Origin of the sequence: Ensifer sp. WSM1721, from assembly GCF_000513895.2 — a bacterium.
Classification (GTDB): domain Bacteria; phylum Pseudomonadota; class Alphaproteobacteria; order Rhizobiales; family Rhizobiaceae; genus Sinorhizobium.
Genome location: NZ_CP165784.1, coordinates 93,066 through 112,971, shown reverse-complemented (window position 1 = coordinate 112,971; position 19,906 = coordinate 93,066). Strand labels below are relative to the sequence as shown.

Here is a 19,906-nt window from a genome sequence, read left to right as displayed (position 1 = left end):
TCGGAACATTTACCGCGTAAGCCACTCGTTAAATCGCGCGGTTACTTCGCGAGCATTCTGAGCCCAGTATTCGGCGTTCCAGACTACGAACCCTTCGGTGTTATTAGGATCGACGGTAAATTTCTGATCAGCCGGCAGGAAATCGTAAGCTTTTCGGAGGACAGGTCCATATCCGACACATGTGGCGAACTTAGCCTGCCGTTCCGGATTGTCGATGAACGAGAGGAATTTTGCGCCGACTTCGAAGTTACCGCCTTTTGGCAAAACCCAGAGATCAGGCTTGATAATCGCCTGAGTCGGAGAGAACTCTACCGTACCACCGTCTCGTTGAAGCGCTCTGACTCGACCATCCCAACCAGCGCCGATCACCGCGTCTCCTTGCTGAAGCAAGGCAATCTGTTGAGTACCGAAGTCGTACCAGAGAATGTCGCTTTTGATCGTGTCCAGTTTCTTCAGCGCGCGATCGACGTCCAGCGGGTAGAGATCTTTTGGGGCGACCCCATCAGCCAGAAGCGCTACTTCCAAAACACCGAAATCGACTACCATGTTGGAGAACATGCGCTTTCCGGAGAACTTCGCCGTGTCGAAGACGTCAGCCCAGGTCTTCGGTGTTTCTCCCGCGTAGGTCTTGGAGTTGTATGTTACAACCGTCGCGAAAAGCTCCGACGGCAGTGCATAAATCTTTCCGTCGATCTCCGGAATAAGACCTGGAAGATCGATCATGCCGCCATCTCGCGTTATCAGGTCACGATCGAGCGGCAATACCCAATCGTTTTTCACAAGCTCGTGCAGGAGGCCAACGTCTGCCGTAGCAACGTCCCAATCGGGCTTGCCAGTTTCCTGCTGTGTCCGCCAAACACCCAAATCATATGACGGTGACGTAACCTCGACTTTGATGCCTGTTTCCTTCTCCCAAGCATCAAAGTAGACGTCTTTCACGCACACGTCATAGGAGCCGCCTTGTGCCGAGACACGTATTGTCTCCTGGCTATGCGCGCTCGAGCTGTAGAGGAAAGCGGGGACAAGAAGTGCCCCGATCAACGTCTTCGAAAATGCGACGACTGTCTTCATGGTATTCTCCCAGGTTGGGCTGAACTGGCTTGATCGTCAGTCCAGGCAGATGTTCCCTTTTTACTTTTCCCTGACCGCACAAAGGTCAGAGATCTTCAGCATTTACTTTGTCTATTGTCCTATCGTCAGTAAGCGACAAAGCAGTACTGGCACTGGGAGGTCGCGTTCTTCGAGACCTCCCCAGTGCATTGATTTTAGGCTGTATAACCGCCGTCAATCGACAGGTTGGCGCCGGTAATGAAGCCTGACTTCGGGCCCGCAATAAAGGCCACGAATTCGGCGATCTCCTCAGGGGAGGCGAAACGCTTAACGGCAGTCCGATCAAGGATTGAAGGCGCCGCAGGATCGTCAGCAGGATTCATATCAGTATTGGTCGGGCCAGGCTTCACGTTGTTAATAGTGATGCCGCGGGGACCCAAGTCACGAGACAACGCTTTGGTCAGACCCACTACTGCCGCCTTGGTCAGCGCATACAGAACCCCACCGCTGTAGGGGACGTAGTCGCTGTTGATGCTGCCGATGTTGATGATGCGACCGCCCTCACCTAGGTGCTTGACTGCTTCCTTGATCGCAACGAAAATCGATTTCACATGAACGTCGACCAGCCACTGGAAGTCGTCGACAGAGAACTCTTCGAGAGGCTTCGCCACGAACACCCCAGCAGCATTGACCAAGATGTCCAGCCGGCCAAAAGACGCTACCGTTTCCTTCACCGCATTTGTGACAGCGTCGGCGTCACGAACATCGGCCTGGATTGCTCGAGCTTTGCCTCCAGCAGATTCAATCGCACGCACCACCTTCGTGGCCTCATCGGGCGACGCGCTGTAGGTCACCGCAACCGCTGCCCCGTCTGCGGCGAGCCGCTTGGCAACTGCGGCACCAATACCGCGGGATCCCCCGGTAACAAGCGCGACCTTGCCGCTAAGCTGGCTGCGCTCGTGGACGTTGTTTGTCATGATGTTCTCCAAGTTGACGAAATATTTACGCTCATGCAGGGGAGCGCGATTTGAAACTGCCTGCTTCCTGCGCCCGAATTGTCACAGAGATTCTCCCGGCCCTATTGTGCTGTCTCGGCCCCATCGCGGCTGCCGTTCCGGCTGGCGAAGTTCACACTCCTCTCCCTGGCATCGAACTATAATACCCACATTATGGAAGTCAATATCATTTTTTATTCACTATGCGGAGGATGATGCGTTTTCAAACGCCAGCAGCAAGGCGCGGCGATGTTGGCGAACGAACCAGTTCGGATGACCTCACTTATTTCAAAGCGGTGTGGTCAGCTTTTGCCGAACTCGTGGCGACGCTCATGGTCTCTAGATAGCGGAATGCTTGTGAAAAGCCTTGGCGAGCGGTGGACCTGCGCCTTAGCCTAGATGGCCTCGAGGTTCGCTCTGCAAATTTCTGCCCTGCGCTAGCCGCCGCCCAAGCATCACCATGAACTGATCATAGCGCTCAGCCTCTTTCGCACGAGCTGCCGACTGCGTCCCCTCCGGCACACCATTGCCCGGCAGATCGCCTCCATCGATCATGTCAGCCGCGGCCGCGCCGCCTGGAACATCATCACCTCCCAGAACCCACCCGCTCTCGATGCCTATGGCGTCGAGAAGGGATGGGATCAGGCGGAGCGCTACAAGCGCGCCGAGGAATTCGTGCAGATCGTCACGGCATTCTGGGATAGCCTGCCCGAGCAAGCCCTGGTCGCCGACCCGCAGACCACCGTCTACCTCGACCCGTCGCGGCTCCGCCGACTCGATTACGGGGGAACGCATTTTTCCGCCCGCGGCGCGTCTTCCGTGCCGGAGACGCCGCAGGGGCGGCCGGTGATCTTCCAGGCCGGCCAGTCCTCCGACAGCCGCGCCTTCGGCGCCCGCTATGCGGACGCGCTTTTCACCGGCCAGCGGATCATCGAGGGCGCGCGCGCCTTCTATTCCGAGGTGAAGACGCTGGCAAAGAGCTTTGGCCGCAACCCCGAGCACCTTCTGGTGATGCCCGGTCTGTTCTCGATCGTCGCCTCGACAGAAGAGGAAGCCAAACGCCACAAGCGATCTCGACGATCGCCTCGATCCGTCGCCTTGCGCGAGGACTGGCACGACACCTTGCCGTCGATGAAGCGCTGCTCGAAGATCTCGACGCGCCGATCCCGTTCGATGAGAGCGAGGCGAACGTAGCTCTCGTGCCGATCGCCTCGCGCTGGCATCGCGCGGAAATGCTCAAGGAAGCACGCCTGCACGGCTGGAACATCCGCGAGCTTCTATTTTCCAACATTACCGGCGGCCATCGCGTCTTCACCGGAACGCCCGGGGGCTTTGCCAAAGACATGCTGCACTGGATCGATACCAAGGGCGCGGATGGTTTCAATCTGAACATCGACGTGCAGCCGACCGGTTGCCCAACTCGATCGAGACGGCACGCACTGTTTTCATGTGATTTGACGTAACTGCGCCGCGGCTATTCTCTGTTGGCGTCCACTGAGTGAACGTCCTGATTTCGGCTGCGTCTGCAGCAACATTACGCGGATACCGCTGACCATCTCTCGGACACGGGTGTCCATTATGCCGGTTTCCGGATTATGCCACGCCAACGTTTCGGGACGAGAAAGAAGCCATGCGTTTTCGGCGAAGGATCTCGGCATAAAACGCTCTATCTGTCCGGACGTCGATTCAGTCAGAGCTAAACGTCGCAGAGGGATGGTTAGCTGCCTCCCGCGAGTGCCGATAGAAAATTATCGAGCGTTCCTGGTGACGAAAATCTATGCACCGCTCCATCGAAGGCCGCCATTCTCTCCATGTTGCGCGTCCTGTAGTCCTGACGATAATTCAGCACGAAACGCAAGAACGGCCAGTCCAGCCGTTCTGGGCACCCATCGCGAAGCTCATGGCCACGCTTTTGACCGAGCCCATCAATGTTCGACGACCCCACCCGCCACGCGCAAACGATCGTGGAAAAGTCCAAATGGATGAACGTATCAGCAGCAGCAAGCCGCAGGTCCAAGGTGCCGCTGTAGTTGCCATCCATGATCCATTGCGGACGGCTGTCGCGGCTGATCTGCAAATCTCGCTGCCAACGGCGGGCACTTTTATTTCCGCGTTCGCCTCAGCTTCGTATATTCATCGTCCAGCACCAGATCCGCGCCGGCTGCCGGCTTTGTCGGGTCCGTGACACACGATCTTGTTCAGCCGATCTTTTGTTCCTGTGGCTAATTGGCTGAAAAGCAATAACAAATTTCTTCTTCACGTCGATCAGACAAATTGGCACGAGTTTTGTATCTCCTCGCTGGGGAGTGGCGGCAGCAACTGCCGACCATCACTGATGGCGGTTAGCCGCGATGGATGAAACAAAGAACGGAAACAACATGTGAGATCTTCGTCAGATCGCATTCTATGGGAAGGGCGCATCACCAAGTTTACCCCGTACCAACAGAGGGCCAGACCCTGCTGATCGGGATACGGCCATCCGACGTCACGTTGACGATGCCCGATGCTCCCAACGCGCTGCGGGCCACGGTCGAGGTAACGGAATATCTCGGCGACGATGCTCTTCTCGACCTCCGTGTCGGCCCGCATGAACTGATCGCGCAGGTCCCCGCGGCAAACCGACCGGCGAACGATGCATCGGTTCATGTCACCTTCATTGCGGCCGCGCTGCATCTCTTCGATGCCGCGACCGGCAATACGCTCCTCCCGTGAAAGCCCTGCCCATGCCAATTGAAATCATCATCCCCGCCCGCCAGACCTTTACGCTCCAGTCTTACGAGGATCAGCCGTTGCATAGCGGCGAAGTCCGAGGCCGAACGCTGTGCACGTTGATCAGCCAGGGCACCGAGATCGGCTGGGCCAACGGCGACAGCTTCCCGGTAAGGCCCGGCTATGCGGCGGTATTCGAGGTCGAAGAAATCGGCGAAGACGTGACCGGCGTGAAACGCGGTGAACGGCGCTTTGCGATGGGCTATCACCGGTCTGTCCAGACGCACGCGGCCGAAAACACGCTTCCCCTGCCGGAAGGCATGGCGCCCGAGATTGCCGTCATAGCACGGCTAATGGGCGTGTCGATGACCACGTTGATGACTACAAAGGCGCGGCCTGGCGATCGCGTCGTCGTAACGGGGGCTGGCCCCGTCGGTTTCGTCGCCGCCCATCTGTTCCGGATCGGCGGCTACCGCGTCACCGTGGTCGATCCCGACCCCTTGCGGCGCGAACAGTTGGTGAAAAGCGGCATTGTCGATACCCGCGCAGCGATGCCGCTTGATGATCCCGACCTTCAGGGCAAGGTCGCGCTCGTGGTCGACTGCTCGGGTCACGAGGGCGCCGTGCTGGAAGGCTGCCGCATCGTCCGCCGCATGGGCGAAGTGGTCCTCGTTGGCGTCCCTTGGCGGAAATATACCGATCTTACAGCTCATGACGTGTTGAACGCCGTGTTCTTCAACCACGTCACGTTGCGTTCGGGCTGGGAATGGGAGCTTCCCATGCACGGCCGCAACTTCCTATGGGAAGAGCTGCTAGAAGGCTATAACAAGGCGCCGCACTCGATTTTCAACGGCTTTTCCCGCGCCCTCGAGTGGCTGGCTGAAGGCAAGATCCCGCTCGACGGCCTGATCCGCAGCACTACACCCGAAAATCCGGAAAGGCTGTACGCAGACATTATGGCGCGTCACATCGATGAACCATTCATCGTGTTGGATTGGGCGCAGGGTACCGCGTGACGTGCGGACGACTAACATGGCTCGCTGCCTCCTCAAGGGCTACGACGAGGTGGCCGTCACTCTTTCACGAGGGCCTGGTGGGGCAGCGGCATGGGCGCCGCAATGAGCCGAAGCTCCAGGACTGTACGGAGGGATCTCGATGGCAGGCAACCGGTTTCAGCTTTGCGATGTGTCCTTGGATGGCTTTCTACAGAGCGCCCGCGCGCACATCGAACGCGAGCGCACAATCGCCATCTACGACCTCCTGGAGGACAACAGCTTCATCCCCCTCGGTCACTATGGAGGGCCTTACCGTCTCAACTTGGCATTGGCCAACGCAAAGCTGGCCTTCCATATCGCTATCGAGAACGGAACGCCTGTCATCAGCCACCATCTGTCGCTCAACCCGTTCCGACGGATCCTGAAGGATTACATCCTGATCTGCGATAGGCACTATGACGCCTTCCATTGCGCGGGCGCTGCCCGGTTCGAAGCCATCGACCTAGGCCGCCGCGCTATTCACGACGAAGCGTCCCAGCTTTTGAAGAAATGTCTCGCCCCGAAGGTCGTGATCGATCTTGACACCGCCCGTCGGCTGTTCACCCTGATTTACGTCCTGCTCATGCGAAACACCGCTTTGGCGCTCGGCTCAGAAGAGAGTTGACCGTAAATGCAAGTTGCGGGAGGCAGTCTCGATTGCCCTGCCTCAGTCTACCGCAGTCAAAGTACCTTGGACAAAAACTCCTTGGTGCGCGGGTCGCTTGCGGAGGTGAAGAACGCTCAGCTCCGAGATCTGCTGGCCCGCCTTTCCACGATCTGAGGCACCAATGCTTCCGTCCGCCGATACGGAGCATGGGCGGCGACCGGGACAGCCGCAGGAGAGGTCGACGGTGAGGCGCCGTTCGCGATCCCGCTTGCGAAAGCGTCGATGCCATCATCCTCAGGACCGGCCGCAGCTCGCTTTGTCACGGTGATGCAGCAAGTGTGGACCGGTTCTGACCCGGCCCCTCAAGAGGACATCAGGAGGGATCCGTTACGGATCTGCGATCACATGGGTCCAATCGAGCAGAGCAAGAGATCGCGGACCCTCGGATGCGAAACGTCCTTGACCGCCGTTTCAAGCGGGGCCCATCGCAATCGCCGGGTCTTCTTTTCCGGGAAGTCTGCCAATGTTTCCGTCACTTCAAGCAGGTGTATGGCGAGATGGTAGGAAACACCGCTGTCGTCCTTGCTGTATACGAACGAGCCAATCGCCGCAGTCGAACGGTGCCTCGGACGCCCGCCTCCTCCAAAGCTTCGCGCGCCGCCGCGACGCCTGAGCGTTCTCCCGCTTCGATACACCCCTGGGATCCCCCTGTCGTTTTGCATTTAATCGTAAGACTCGCGATGCAATAATTTCAAATAATTAGCCGTGCATCAAAATTGAGAATTGCCACTTAATTTGAGACCCACGCCGGACATTTTGGCATTTAATTTGAGAAGGCAGCCCGGCGCACCACCGCACAACTTTTTTGAAAGCAGAAGCAAAAATCGAATAGAAACAATGCGATAGAATATATCTCTCGTTACAGTTCGATTGAGCTCCATTCTCAAATTACCTGCCAAACTAAGGCGAAACAGCCGCATTCTCATGATTAGCTGCCAAACGACAGCATGCCGCCGGTCATGGAGCTGATCAGCAGCGGCGCGCGCACGGTCTTGCCCAGCAGCTAGGCGCACAGGTCGATCTGCGTCAGGTTCAACTCGGGCAATGCGCAGTGTTCGAAACGGATGTACTCCCAGCCGGCGGCGACCTGGCCGGCGCCGTTCGCCGTTCCAGCACGATGTCCAGATGGTCGTCCTTGCGCCGGCTCAGGGCGGTCTCGCTCATGCTCGCTCCATCCATCGGGCGCCGTTGCGTCGGATTGGACCGACGGCAGCGTGCGCACGCCGCCGCCTCCCGCGCGTTCAGGCCGGCGCACGCTGGCTTCCCCCCGCAGCGTCGCTGCGGTAGCGGCTGGTCGAGGTCTGGTAGTACTGCGCGCTCATGGCGGCCATGGCCTCGATCAAGGGTCCCCACGGCGCGGGAAATCGTTCTTTCGCCATCACCCGGTGCAGCATGCGCGTATGGCCGGCCAGCTCCTCGTTGAGGAACTCCACCACAGGCATAGCCGGATAGCGCTGCAGCAGCAGGATCGCCGCGTTGTCGGCCTCGCCGGCCGACCTGTCCTTGTCGCGTCCATGCAGATCGTTCTGCAGGCGCCCTATCGCGGAGATGAGCCGCAGGACCTGGCGAAACGCCGGACGCGCGCGCAAGGTCGCCATGTCCAGCCCCCACAGCAACGACAGGCAACAGAATACGTTCGCGTAGGCGATCGAATCGATGCCGTTGTGCAGATACTCGACGTAGGACCAGCGTTCCGCCTCTGCCGCCTGCGCGTGTCCGGCGCGCAGCGCCGCGCAGTAGCACCGGGTATCGTCGAGAAGCTGAGCATAGTCGCGACGATCGTAGGCGAGCGCGGCCAGCGAAGCGCACAGCACAGCGCAGCCCTCGAATCCGGGGAGCGCGCACGGCACGCCCTGCCCCAGCGCCTGCTCCACCGCGGCGAGCTGCTCCGGCGCGATCAGGCCAAGATCGTTGCAATCGTCGAGCCAGAACAGCAGCGCCAGTTCGCGATAGAACGCCACGATCAGCGTTTCGTCCTGCGGATCGCGGCCGGTGCGGGCGCTGGTGTCGCGCAGGCTCGGGTGGATGCGCTGCAGGATGTACTGGCCGCCCCTGACCGCTTCCACGGCATGCTCGTCGGCGAACCCGATCAGGGAATGCCCCCACTCCAGCACCTGCTGCAGCGCGCGTTCGGTCTGGATCATGGCGCCGCTCCTGCTCCCTCGGCCAAAACGCTCCGCCCCCAGCGAAGCGCCAGCCACAACCCGGCGAGTTCGGCCACGCGCACGACCCGGGTGGGGCAATACAATTCCTTGCCGATCCAGAGCGGCATCTGCGGCAATGCATGCGCCGCATGGCGGGCGAGCATCCACTCCAGTGCACGCGCCACCGCCTGCGCAATGCGCCGGCGCCCTGTCGGCTCTTCGCTCCCGTCCAACACGTGCAACGCGAACAGCGCATAGGCGGTTTCCTCGAATGTGGACGCGCGACCGGCGCCCCAGCCGCCGTCGTCGCGCTGCGCCTGCAGCAGCGCCGCCAGCGCGCGCTCGTCCCGCCACTGGGGCTTGCCTTGTGCCAGCGCAGCGACTGCATGCGCAGTGGGATACAGCCACGAAACGTGCCATTTTTCGTTGTCCCATAGGCCGTGCGGGTTGCGATTGGCCTCGACGTAGGCGCTGGTGCCGGCGGCGGGCTTTCCCGACAGTCGCAACGCATGCAGGGCATGGATGTTGGTTGACACCGAGGCATTGCGCTCGCCGGGGAAGGTGACGAACAGCTCGCCGATTTCGAAATGACGCAACGCATCGACCGCCGGTTCGCGGCCTGCAAGGCGCAGGACGCATAACGCAACGGCGGTGTCGTCCCCATCGGCCGCGAAGTGCAAGGCCGGGCCCAGACCGCGCACGCCCAGGCGGGCATCGAGCTGCGCGACGATCACGTGCACGGCCTCGGCGAGCGCGGGATGCGCGAACAGCCCGGCCAGATGCAGGGTGTATAACGACCAGCATGGCTCGAACACATTGATCGGCCAGACGTTGGGAAGGACACCTTCGATGCCGCTGCGCGTCGCCCGCGATGCCGCCTGCAGATACGCGTCGGCGCGCCCGAGCTGCGGTGTGTCCCCCTGTGGCACGGCGTGCGCACCCCATGCGGCGGTGGCCGCCGGACTGATGCCGATGCTGCCGTCGTGATCCGGGCATGCGGTGGTTGGCGTCGTCCCCCAGGCTTCCCAGGAGTGCAGCAACGGATGGCCGCTCGGCAACGTCGTCACCGCCCCCAGCTTGACCAGGCACGCTTGCCGTAACGGCAACAGCGCCGGGTGGCGCGGAAAGGCCACGCGCCCCGGCAAGGATGCGGCCTCGCCGCACAACTGCGGCAGGATCAGCTCCGCCCCGATCGGCGCGTCTTCCGGCACCGCATGCGCGTAGGGATCCGGCTGGCGCTCGAGGAACCGGGTTGCAGCCCGGACTGCGTCGGCAGCGCCGGGAAGGGGGTCGGCACGCTGCAATGCCAGCAACGCCGCCCACGTGGGCACATGGCGGAACAGCGGGAAGTCCGCGCTTCCCCATCCGCCATCGGCCTGTTGCTGCGCGATGAGCCACGCGTATGCGTCCTGCCGACCGATGACGTTGCCGTGGAACTGCAGAGCTCGCGCCGTGTCGTAGACGGACGGACCGACGCTGCCGCCGTCGCTCATCCCGTTCAGTAGGTGGCGCAATTCGGAAAGGATCTGTTCGGACAGCGCGTTCACGCGGGATGTTCCTTCTGCAGACGGTTGACGAAAACCAGGATCGGACAGACGCGCTCATGCGCATGGCGCGTGCTTGAACAGATACGCGTTGGCCCGCTGCAGCATCTGCGCCAACCGTTCCGCACGCGGCCCCAGCGGGGCGATGGCCTCCCCGGCGTCGCGCAACAGATCCAGCGCGAACTGGCGCGCTGCCTGCAGCCCCATGACCGTCGCGCAGGTCGGCTTCTGCGCCGCCGCGTCCTTGCCGGAGGTCTTGCCCAGCGTCGCGGTATCCGCTGTGGCGTCGAGAATGTCGTCGACCACCTGCAACGCCAAGCCGAAACAGGCGCCGTAGCGATCGAGCGCACAGTACAGTGCAGCGTGCGTGGCCTCCGCGACAGCACATAGCGCCCCCATGCGAACGGACGCGCGCACAAGCGCTCCGCTCTTCATCCGGTGCATCGCCACGATCCTGTCCAGCTCGACGTGCTTTCCGACCAGCGACAGATCCATGGCCTGCCCGCCTGCGGCACCCCCGGCGGACACCGCCTGCGCCAGCTCGCGCACGAGCGCGATACGATTGTCGCCCGGCGCATCCAGGCTCGCCAGGGTCAGGAAGGCGTGCGCCTGCAGCGCATCGCCGACCAGGATTGCAGTGGCTACGCCGAACTTGACGTGCACGGTCGGAAGGCCGCGGCGAAGCACGTCGTCGTCCATTGCGGGCAGGTCGTCGTGGACCAGGGTACAAGCGTGCATCATCTCGATAGCGGCGCCGACGTCGTCGAGCATGTGCGCCGGCGTGTCGGCCAGTGCGCCGGCAGCCAGGCAGAGCAAGGCGCGGGTGCGCTTCGCGCCATGCAAGGTGGCGTAGCGCATCGCCGCCATCAGCTCGGTCTCACCGTCGTCTTCGGTGCAGAGAAGACGCGCCAGCGCCTGTTCGACCCGGTTTGCGCCGTCCTGCATCCAGATCTCCGGCAGCAGCCTGCCGGATGCGCCGCGCGCCTGCGTGCCCAATCCGTCGAGCGCGGAAACGCCGATTCGGTCGTCGTGTAGCGTGGAACCGGTCTGCATGTTGTTATGTCCTTGTACCTGACAGGAGACGGCCACGGCGAGCGGCGAGCCGCGAGCCGCGGCGATGTTGCCGGCGTCGCACCGAGTGCAGCAACGCCGCGCGTCGCCGGCGCCGCTGCCTCGCCACACGCGCGATGCCAGCTCATGAGAATCCGATGCGGATTGTCATGGACGGATGTGCGGTCGGATAATAGCGCCGGCCTTTTTCGACGCCGCTCAGCAATCGCGGCCGCACCCCGGCCTTGTGCATGGTCAGCGCCAAGGCGATGCAGAACTGCACCATTTCCAGCCATACCAGGTGGTAGCCGATGCAGACGTGTGGGCCGGCACCGAACTGCAGCAAGTCCACCGGCCGGATTGGCTCCGTGCGTTGCAGCCACCGCGCCAGGCGGAACTGATCAGGCGCCTCGTGCAGCAGCGCCGAGGTCGAGAAATGCAGCAGCGGGATGCACAGATCGGTGCCCGCGGGAATGCGCCGTTGGCCGAGTTGCAATTCCTGCAGCGCGCGACGCGGCAGGAGCGTGACCGCCGGATGCATGCGCAGCGTCTCGCGGAACAGCGCCTCGGCGACCGGACACTGCGCCAGGTCCGCGTGCTGGGTCGGCACCGCGCCCACGCGTTGCGCCTCCTCGACCAGGGCGTCCCACAGCACAGGCTGCCGCGCCAGCTCGATCACCATCCAGGCCATCGTCGAGGCGGTGGTGTCGTGACCGGCAAGCAGCAGCGCGCGGATATTGGCGACCAGGACGTCATCGGAGAGCGCATCGTCGCTGCGATCGAAGGCGCTCACCATGTCGTTGATCAACCCGGTGCGCGTGGCATGCACGCGCGCGTCGCGGACGAACTGGCGCAACTGCGCGTCGATCCAGTCGCGGGCGGCGCGGCCGCGCCGCAAGGGCAGTCCGGGCAGGTCGACCCGGGGCGCGACGATCAACTGCAGCAATTGTCGGTACTTGCGATGCCATCCCGGCAGGTCCTGCGTGGGGATTCCCATGAGGCTGAAGATGAGCTTGAGCATCAGGTCCCCGGTTTCGCGCAGGATGGTCACGACGCCGCGGTCGCGCCACGCCTGCACCCGCGCCCCGATGACGGGCGCGAACAGGTCGCCGATGCCGGCCTGCGTAAGCCCCTTGGGCAGAAACGCCGCCTTTATTGCATCGCGGGCCTGCCGGTGCGGGCCGCCGTCCTGGGCGACCAACGTTCCGCCAAGCAGTTCGGGCGCGATCTCCTCGATCAGCGCGGAGGACACGTCCTTGTGCCGGAGCAGTGCGAACGCATCCGGATCCATGCAGGTCATCAGGCGTCCGGCAGGGCCGAAATCCAGCCAGAAGTGGCTGCCCAGCATCCGCTCCGCGCGCTGCAGCAGGCGCGGCAGGTCGCAGACGATGGCGGGAAGATGCCCGACAAGGGGGAAAGCGCCGGGCACGACCGGGATGTCGTACCGCAGCCTGTGCCGACGGTCCAGCGGGTTGAGCAGCATGTCCATCAGCAGCGCTCCGCTTTGGCGGTGTCGCCGACAGGCCGCACGGCGGGGCTGTTGCCACCGTCGGCGTACGTCGGCACATGCGCCAGCATGCCGCCGTCGATGCACACGACCTGGCCGGTGATGAACGCAGCATCGTCGGAGAGCAGGAACGCCACCAGCGCGGCCACGTCCTCGGGGCGGCCGACCCGCGGCAGGAGCTGGTGCCGGCGCAGATGCCGTTGCATCCACTCGTCCAGCTTGGTGAGGAGACGCTCGGTCATGATGAGACCCGGCGCAACCGCGTTGCAGCGGATCTGCGCATGACCGTACTGGGTGGCGAGCGAGGCCGACAGCATGTTCATCGCCGCCTTCGACGCGGCGTAGGACGTCTGCCCGGTGTCACCGCTGAGCCCCTGGCACGACGACATGTTGACGATCGCCCCACCGCCGCGGGCGATCATCTGTGGGATGGCCTGCCGACAGCAAAGCAGCGTGCCACGCAGATTGGTCGCCATGGTCTGATCCCAGACCGTCAGGTCCAGGTCGAGGATCGCGCGGTCGCGCGGGGTCAGATACATGGCGCTCGCGTTGTTCACCAGCAGGTCGACCCCACCGAAGTGCCGCTCCGCCGTCCCGAACAGTGCTGCCACCGCCTGCGCATCGGCGATGTCCATGGCCAGGGGCAGCGCGTGGCCCGCTTCGGCCGTGATCTGCTCGGTGCAGGCAATGGCCGCCGAGCCATCAATGTCGGCCACCACCACTCTGCCGCCCTCGCGCGCGATGGCAAGGGCGCATGCTTTGCCGATGCCGGCGCCGGCGCCGGTCACCACGGCCACCTTGCCTTCAAACCGTCCCATCGTGTCCTCCTGGATTGCGTTTGTCTTTCGCGGCATGCCGCTCGGCCTCCGCCGGACAAGGCGCAGGGTCGGCGCTGGCGCGCTCGTCATCGCCAGCGCCGCTTTCGATGACTTGAATGGCGGCGACCGGGCACTGGCTGGCCGCGAGCCGCACGGCGGCGTGCAGCGCCTGCGGGACCTTCGCCACGCACACTTCGGCCACGCCGTCCGGTTCGCGCTGACGAAAGGTCCCCGGCAGCGTCAGCACGCACTGCCCGGTGGTTCCGCACAGATCCTGGTCGATCACGACGCGCATCTCAGCCCCCCCTGCGCATGCAGCCGCACCGGCAGCGCGCGGAACGTCCTAAGGAACGCGGAGGGCTCCCGGGTCGGCTGCTCGGCTAACGCCAGCGTGGGGAAGCGCGCCTGGATCCGCGGCAGGCTCTCGGCCAACTGCACCCGGGCCAGTTGCGCACCGAGGCAGAAGTGGATGCCGTGGCCGAAGCTCAGCATGATCTTCCCGTCGGTCGACATGCCAGGACTGGTGCCGTAGAACCGCGCGGGATCGAAGCGGTCGGGATCGGCGAAGGCGTCCGGGTCGCGATTGCCGGCTGCGATCAGCACGCGCACGTCCGCGTTCTTCGGGATCACCACGCCGCCCAGTTCGATGTCGCGCTGGGCGATACGCGGAATGGAGCTGAACATGACGGGCGCGTCACAGCGCAGGACTTCTTCGACGAATGCCTCCACCGCCACGGCGTCTCCCTGCAGCCAGTGCCGCTGTTCGGGATACGCCAGCATCGCCAGCACCGCATGGTCGATGGTCGCAGCAGTGGTGGCGAAGCCGCCCAGCAGCATGCCCCACAGCATGCTGATCAACTCCGCATCCGACAGCGTGTCTGCATCGTCGTGGTGCGCGCCGACCAGCATCGACACGATGTCGTGGCGAGGAGCGGTGCGCTTGCGCTGCATGAGGTCGCTGAAGTAGGCCTGCACCCTGGCGCTGGCCGCGTCCGCCGCGGCGAGCTGGGGATCGCTGGCGTGCGGGTTCAGGCCTTCCAGAATGGCGCGGATTCCGGTGGCGAGCCCGAACATATCGTCCTGGGGCATGCCGAACAGTTCGGCGAAGACCAACATGGGCAAGGCCAGCGCGAATTCCCGATGCAGGTCCACCGCCTCCCCGCGCTCCAGCGCGGGCGCCATACCGTCCAGGCGCGCTGCGATGATGCGCGCGATGCTCGGCCGCAGGTTGTCGATCTGGCGCATGGTGAAATCGCGCGAGATCAGCCGGCGCAGACGCGTATGCGTCGGTGGGTCCTTCATTGCTAGCGTGGACGCCAGCAGATTTAGCGACAGGCTGGTCGCCGCACGCGGGAAATAGCGCGCCAGTTCGCCCGGCGCCGGTCCCCGAAACGCATCGCCCGTGGCCTTGAGCGCCCAGTAGATGTCGGCGTGGCGGCTCAACAGAAAGAGGCCCGACGCCGCGCGATGCACCGGATCGTGCTCGCGCAACCACCGCATGAACGGATACGGGTCGTGGATGCACGCTGGCGACGCCAGTTCGGCGAAGGCGTCCCGGCATGCTGCCGTGGTTTCTTGCACGTCCATCTTGGTTACCTGTTGGCTGGCTGATCTGACCAGCGCGCGCCAGGCGCGCCGGCAAATTGCGGAGAAGATCGCGATTCCCGGCGGCGTCCGCGCATCACCAGAGCACCGGGAACTCCTCGAACCCGCCAGTGATGATCTCCTTGCGCAGCTTCAGTTCTTCGGGCGCCACGGCCAGACGCAGCGCGGGAAAGCGCTGGAAGATCGAACCGAACACCACCTTGAGTTCCAGCCTGGCCAGCGCCACGCCGATGCAGTAGTGCGGCCCGTAGGAGAACGCCAGATGCGGGTTTTCGTCGCGTCCGATGTCGAAGATTTCCGGGTCGTCAAAATGGCGCGGATCAAACGATGTCGCCGGCAGGCCGACCAGCACCTTGCTCTCCGCGGGAATATGCACGCCCGCGATGGTCACGTCGGTCCTGGGATAGCGCATGATGCCGTCCCAGCCCGCGCCCGGCGGGTACATGCGCAGGATTTCCTCCACCGCCTTGTCCACCAGGGATGGATCGCCGACCAGGCGTTCGCGCTGTTGCGGATGGCGGAACATGGCCAGCAGGCCGAATTCGATCTGCGCGACGGTGCTCTCGTGCCCCGCCACCAGCATGCCCGCCGCCAAGCCGATCGCCTCTTCCTCGGTCGCCTTGCCCTGGTCGACCGCCGCGAGCAGATCCGTCAGCAGGTTGTCGCCCGGATCCTTGCGCTTGTCCCGCATCTTGCCGCGAATGTAGGCACGCAGTTCTTCCCAGGCCAGTCGCGACGCGCTGCGCGGGCCGCTTTCATGCTGGTGCGTCATCACCTCGTCGGACAGCCCGGCGAAAAAGGCGTGATCCTCGTAGAGCACGCCCATCAGCGCGCTGATGACCATGGCCGGAAGCGGAAAGGAGAGGTGGCGCCGCAGGTCGGCGGGCTGGGGCTGGGCCGCCAGCGTCTCGAACAACTGCGCGGCGATCGCCTCGACCTGCTGCGCGAGCAGCTTCACCCTGCGGTCGCTGAAGGCCGGCGCCACGATCGTGCGTAACCGGGCATGCTCGCCCCCCTCGTGCGAGACAAGCCATCCTGGCGAACCGAGGATCACCGAATCCGGGGTGAATGCCGCCGGCGGGATTCCCGCGGGCCGGAACGCCGCGTCGGACAGCACCGCCTTGGCCTCGTCGTAGCCTGTCACCCACCAGCCTTCGTGCCCGGACGGGAAACGCACGCTGTGGATCGGACCGTTCGCGCATAGCGCCAACATCTCGGGCGAGGGCTCGATGTGATCGACGCGCCACATCGGCAGCGTCGGCAAGGGTTGTTCGTACATGGTGGCACTCCACTCTCTAAGCGATGGAAGGGCATGCCGGCGTGTGCCGCAGTCAACTAGGGCGGCAAGAATCGTGCCAACTGCAGGGAGCGCCTCAGATAAACTGCTCTGCACAACATTCAATGTCTTAACTGAGCGCGGCACGCCTGGGCCGAACATCACCATGTCGCGGACGCGACAAACCCGATGTCGCTTGGCAGATAACCGGGTTCTTCCTCAAAATTGTGTGGTTAACAGAGTGTTAGCGAGCGCATTGCTATCTGCGTGAATGCGAAGGAAATCGAAATGGTCGCCCGGCCCAGGGGTAAAGGTTCTGGGTGTCACCCTTGTGGGTCAAGAAAATTGGGTTGTTTCCGCAGTTGCAAAACCAATCGGAATTTGCCCTGACTGCGGGTCACGAAGCCGTCATCGACACGGCTGGCACAACCGTAGCCTCCACGACTTGCCAGTTCAGGGGCGGGCCGTGAAGGTTATGCTCTCACTGTGCCGATGGCAGTGCAGACATCGGAAATGTAATCGACGAACCTTCACAGATCGGTTGCCGAAGATAGCGTCGTCTTATGCGCGCCGGACTGAAAGGATGGCGGAGATTGTCGGCCTGATTATCACAGCATGGGCGGTCGGCCTGGTGAGCGCTTGATGCATCGGCTCGGAATGCCGATCAGCGACGATACGACCTTGCGGAAAACGAAACGCAATGCTGCTGCCTCCAGCCAAGAAATCGAAATAAAGGTGGTTGGCATTGATGATTGGAGCTGGCGGCGCTCCACGCGGTACGGCACCATCATGGTCGATCTCGAGCGCCGATCGGTTGTCGATATTTTTGGACCACCGCAGCGCAGAGAGCGCAAAGGCGTGGTTGCAAGAACGCCCCCACTATCGAGGTCGTCAGTCGGGATCGCTGCGGCTTGTATGCTCAGGCTGCCCGCGAGGGTGCTCCACAGGCCCAACAGGTGGCTGATCGCTTCCACCTGGTCCAAAATCTTAGGGCGGCGATCAAGGAACAGATGAGCCTCTACGGTCACGCCCATGTCAGGCCGATTTTGTCAGTAGAGGCTATTGCCAGCACCACAGCACAACACCGCCGCGCCCGCTTGGCCCATAGGCAGTCGCGTCAGGAAATCTTCGAGATGCTTCACGCCCTGCGCCAACAAGGACTTTCTTATAGCGAGATTGCCCGGCGGACTGGATACGAGCGCCGCAGCATCGCGAATTGGCTCACTTTCAGAAAGCCTCGAGACCGGCAACGCGCGACTTTGAACTCGACATCACCATTGTATTTTGAAGCCTTCCTGACTCAATGCTGGAAGGACGGAAATCGCATTGGACGCCATGTGTTTTACGATATTAAAAACCGCGGCTACACTGGTAGTCGTGCCAATCTGGAGCGCTTGTTGAAGGTCTGGCGTGACGCTGAGAAGGTGCAGCCCGATGACACTCCTCCAGAAGAATTCGATTCAGAACCGGTTCGTGATCCCGATACCGGCCATATCATCTCGTCTGTCGTTGCCGCAGCATTATGCATAAAGCCGCGCGGCCTGCTGACGGACCGTCAGGCAAGAAAAGTCGATACCTTGAAGCAGGGCTCGGTCGCGTTCGCAAAGATGCGGAGTTTGGCGATGCGCTTCAACGGAATCCTGCGCAGCAGGAATTCGGAAGCGCTGGACGACTGGATCGACGACGCCATCGAAACCGATCTCATCGCGATCATGCGTTTCGCACGTGTTTTTGCGCCGGGATATCGATGCCATTGTCGTTTGCATTTAATCGTAAGACTCGCGATGCAATAATTTCAAATAGTTAGCCGTGCATCAAAATTGAGAATTGCCACTTAATTTGAGACCCACGCCGGACATTTTGGCATTTAATTTGAGAAGGCAGCCCGGCGCACCACCGCACAACTTTTTTGAAAGCAGAAGCAAAAATCGAATAGAAACAATGCGATAGAATATATCTCTCGTTACAGTTCGATTGAGCTCCATTCTCAAATTACCTGCCAAACTAAGGCGAAACAGCCGCATTCTCATGATTAGCTGCCAAACGACATCTTGTAATCACCCCATTCAGGATGGTGAGGCGGTTGTCGATCATGATTGAACCTCGGTCCGAACAGCATCCCTTGCAGACCCGCCGGTATTCCCCACGTCGGGCGCGCGATCAGGCGTAGCGGCCAACCCATACCATCAATGAGTCCTACCCCGCAGGCGTCGAAGTCAGAAAAAGTGCGCATTCCGGCTGTTCGGCGCGTTCGTGTCGGACTTCGGCTCTCCACCCTTCTGCGACGGATGCGAACCGGAAGGATCGACCCGTTTCAGTCGTTCGCCTGAAGGTTTGAAAGGTCGCCAATGTCCCGCATTGCAGACAATTCTAGCGAAGATGCGAGAGCACGTTGAGCATGCCGGGTCGCCGGCTGGTTCCCAGATCTTACTAAGATCTCCTCGGGAGCGGCAGGGCGAGCTGTCGCATTCATCGCGCGAGGGACCACGCTCCCAATCCTGCCAGGGCGCGGCGGCGTCACGCATCGACGGCACGATCAACCAGCAACTCATAGAAGACGTCGGCCGCGTTTTGGGGATCGGATGCTGCAAACCAAAGCGGCTCTGTCGAGAGCACGACCGGTCCCGAATGTTTCGCGACCGGCGCCTCCGCCTCGTAGATGGCGCACGCCATACCGGTCTTCGGGTTGAAGGCGATCTCGAAAATGCCGGTAGGCTTTTCCGCCTCCAACACGTCGTATAGCTGCAGGACATATCCTTCGAAACCGCTGCGTTCGGCTTGCTGAACGATCGCGCACTGGATCAAGGGGCTGAGCTCTCCCGGGTCTATCGGTAGCGGCTCGGTCCAGTAAGGCCCACTCGAAGGCACCCTTCCCTCTCTTTGGCGCTGCATGCCTCCTCCTTGCCGCCTGCCACGTTAGCCCCGATATCACAGCGCCAGGCGGCGAGCCAAGAAGCGCCCTGCCTCGCCGTGAAAGTATTCTCGCCTTCCCTAATCAAACTAGCTGCTGGAAGTGGCTGCAGTCTTCCTCTCGGCGGGACGGCGCGGGCCGCCTCCAGTTTCCGCCGTTTCTGTTCCACTCCCAGCAATTTCCGCTCTCGATTCGGCGACGAGGTCGGACGCTCTCTCGTTCATCTCGGCATAAGCCACTCGGGCTTGATCGTAAGCAACCAGACCTGCCTTCAGAACCGTCTTGATAACCGGACGCAGCAATGGGGTTACGACCGGCGCTAAAACGAGAGCGCCCACTCCGATCGCCAGGCCCGTTAAGACGTTTCCGCCTTTGAATGCATCTTCGAGAATTGCCATTGAAATTGCCTCCTTCTCAGTTGCGTTCCCATCGCCAGCACGGCCGGACCCTGGTCGAGATCTCATCTTGAACCGATCAGGGATTGAGTTTGGGACCTGGTGAACGCGGCCGCTGAACGTTCCTTTGGCAGAGCGAAGGGACGAAGCATTCTCTGTCATCAAACTGTCATAAACAATCTCGGAATTGCCGGGAAAAGC

The 19,906-nt window shown here is 62.2% G+C and carries 19 protein-coding genes and 2 pseudogenes; 6 read left to right on the top strand and 15 right to left on the bottom strand.

The window, feature by feature from the left end; translation table 11 throughout:
* Window positions 1–9: 9 nt before the first annotated feature.
* The gene (locus tag M728_RS26045) at window positions 10–1,071 is read right to left on the bottom strand and encodes an extracellular solute-binding protein (protein ID WP_051441051.1); all 1,062 of its coding nucleotides are present in this window, start codon (window positions 1,069–1,071) and stop codon (window positions 10–12) included.
* A 194-nt stretch (window positions 1,072–1,265) separates the two neighbouring features.
* Window positions 1,266–2,027: an SDR family NAD(P)-dependent oxidoreductase gene (locus tag M728_RS26040; RefSeq protein ID WP_026622985.1), complete on the bottom strand. Its 762-nt coding sequence runs from the start codon at window positions 2,025–2,027 to the stop codon at window positions 1,266–1,268.
* 483 nt (window positions 2,028–2,510) lie between these two features.
* On the opposite strand from M728_RS26040, the gene M728_RS26035 reads away from it, so the two are divergent.
* Both M728_RS26035 and M728_RS26030 read left to right on the top strand, forming a co-directional pair.
* Complete coding sequence (locus M728_RS26035) at window positions 2,511–3,239, top strand: LLM class flavin-dependent oxidoreductase (RefSeq protein ID WP_084044694.1); 729 nt, start codon at window positions 2,511–2,513, stop codon at window positions 3,237–3,239.
* A gap of 5 nt (window positions 3,240–3,244) precedes the next feature.
* Entirely contained in the window at window positions 3,245–3,508 is a 264-nt protein-coding gene (locus M728_RS26030; RefSeq protein WP_026622982.1) for a hypothetical protein, read from the top strand.
* A gap of 254 nt (window positions 3,509–3,762) precedes the next feature.
* Here M728_RS26030 and M728_RS26025 read toward each other — a convergent pair whose 3' ends face one another.
* Entirely contained in the window at window positions 3,763–4,122 is a 360-nt protein-coding gene (locus M728_RS26025) for a hypothetical protein (RefSeq protein ID WP_051441071.1), read from the bottom strand.
* Window positions 4,123–4,541: 419 nt separating this feature from the next.
* Between M728_RS26025 and M728_RS26020 the strand changes: the two genes are divergently transcribed.
* From M728_RS26020 to M728_RS26010, 3 genes are all read left to right on the top strand, one after another.
* The gene (locus M728_RS26020) at window positions 4,542–4,757 is read left to right on the top strand and encodes a TOBE domain-containing protein (protein ID WP_026622981.1); all 216 of its coding nucleotides are present in this window, start codon (window positions 4,542–4,544) and stop codon (window positions 4,755–4,757) included.
* 11 nt (window positions 4,758–4,768) lie between these two features.
* The gene (locus M728_RS26015) at window positions 4,769–5,770 is read left to right on the top strand and encodes a zinc-binding dehydrogenase (protein WP_026622980.1); all 1,002 of its coding nucleotides are present in this window, start codon (window positions 4,769–4,771) and stop codon (window positions 5,768–5,770) included.
* Window positions 5,771–5,909: 139 nt separating this feature from the next.
* The gene (locus tag M728_RS26010) at window positions 5,910–6,413 is read left to right on the top strand and encodes a UPF0262 family protein (protein WP_026622979.1); all 504 of its coding nucleotides are present in this window, start codon (window positions 5,910–5,912) and stop codon (window positions 6,411–6,413) included.
* Window positions 6,414–6,927: 514 nt separating this feature from the next.
* On the opposite strand, the gene M728_RS26005 is transcribed toward M728_RS26010, so the two are convergent.
* The 10 genes and pseudogenes from M728_RS26005 to M728_RS25960 form a co-directional block, all read right to left on the bottom strand.
* Window positions 6,928–7,041, bottom strand: coding sequence for a hypothetical protein (locus tag M728_RS26005; RefSeq protein ID WP_370906520.1), 114 nt, complete (start codon window positions 7,039–7,041; stop codon window positions 6,928–6,930).
* A 357-nt stretch (window positions 7,042–7,398) separates the two neighbouring features.
* A pseudogene (locus M728_RS26000) lies at window positions 7,399–7,677 on the bottom strand (type 2 isopentenyl-diphosphate Delta-isomerase); the annotation flags it as partial.
* A 19-nt stretch (window positions 7,678–7,696) separates the two neighbouring features.
* Window positions 7,697–8,599, bottom strand: a complete 903-nt coding sequence (locus M728_RS25995) for a hypothetical protein (protein WP_026622949.1) — start codon at window positions 8,597–8,599, stop codon at window positions 7,697–7,699.
* Complete coding sequence (locus M728_RS25990) at window positions 8,596–10,146, bottom strand: hypothetical protein (protein WP_026622950.1); 1,551 nt, start codon at window positions 10,144–10,146, stop codon at window positions 8,596–8,598. The genes M728_RS25995 and M728_RS25990 overlap by 4 nt, the downstream gene beginning before the upstream one ends.
* A 54-nt stretch (window positions 10,147–10,200) precedes the next feature.
* Entirely contained in the window at window positions 10,201–11,196 is a 996-nt protein-coding gene (locus M728_RS25985; RefSeq protein WP_026622951.1) for a polyprenyl synthetase family protein, read from the bottom strand.
* 142 nt (window positions 11,197–11,338) lie between these two features.
* Window positions 11,339–12,682 (bottom strand): cytochrome P450, encoded by a 1,344-nt coding sequence (locus M728_RS25980; RefSeq protein WP_026622952.1) that lies wholly within the window; start codon window positions 12,680–12,682, stop codon window positions 11,339–11,341.
* The gene (locus M728_RS25975) at window positions 12,682–13,518 is read right to left on the bottom strand and encodes an SDR family oxidoreductase (protein WP_026622953.1); all 837 of its coding nucleotides are present in this window, start codon (window positions 13,516–13,518) and stop codon (window positions 12,682–12,684) included. The genes M728_RS25980 and M728_RS25975 overlap by 1 nt, the downstream gene beginning before the upstream one ends.
* Entirely contained in the window at window positions 13,505–13,813 is a 309-nt protein-coding gene (locus M728_RS25970; protein ID WP_026622954.1) for a ferredoxin, read from the bottom strand. Before M728_RS25970 ends, M728_RS25975 begins: the two co-directional genes overlap by 14 nt.
* Entirely contained in the window at window positions 13,801–15,105 is a 1,305-nt protein-coding gene (locus M728_RS25965) for a cytochrome P450 (RefSeq protein WP_026622955.1), read from the bottom strand. Before M728_RS25965 ends, M728_RS25970 begins: the two co-directional genes overlap by 13 nt.
* Window positions 15,106–15,199: 94 nt before the next feature.
* Window positions 15,200–16,402: a cytochrome P450 gene (locus M728_RS25960; RefSeq protein WP_026622956.1), complete on the bottom strand. Its 1,203-nt coding sequence runs from the start codon at window positions 16,400–16,402 to the stop codon at window positions 15,200–15,202.
* Window positions 16,403–16,670: 268 nt separating this feature from the next.
* On the opposite strand from M728_RS25960, the pseudogene M728_RS25955 reads away from it, so the two are divergent.
* A pseudogene (locus tag M728_RS25955) lies at window positions 16,671–18,154 on the top strand (ISL3 family transposase); the annotation flags it as partial.
* Between the two features lie 762 nt (window positions 18,155–18,916).
* Here the strand turns inward: M728_RS25955 and M728_RS25950 are convergent.
* Entirely contained in the window at window positions 18,917–19,291 is a 375-nt protein-coding gene (locus tag M728_RS25950) for a hypothetical protein (RefSeq protein WP_156943574.1), read from the bottom strand.
* A 108-nt stretch (window positions 19,292–19,399) separates the two neighbouring features.
* Entirely contained in the window at window positions 19,400–19,708 is a 309-nt protein-coding gene (locus M728_RS25945; protein ID WP_051441066.1) for a DUF5132 domain-containing protein, read from the bottom strand.
* Window positions 19,709–19,906 lie beyond the last annotated feature (198 nt).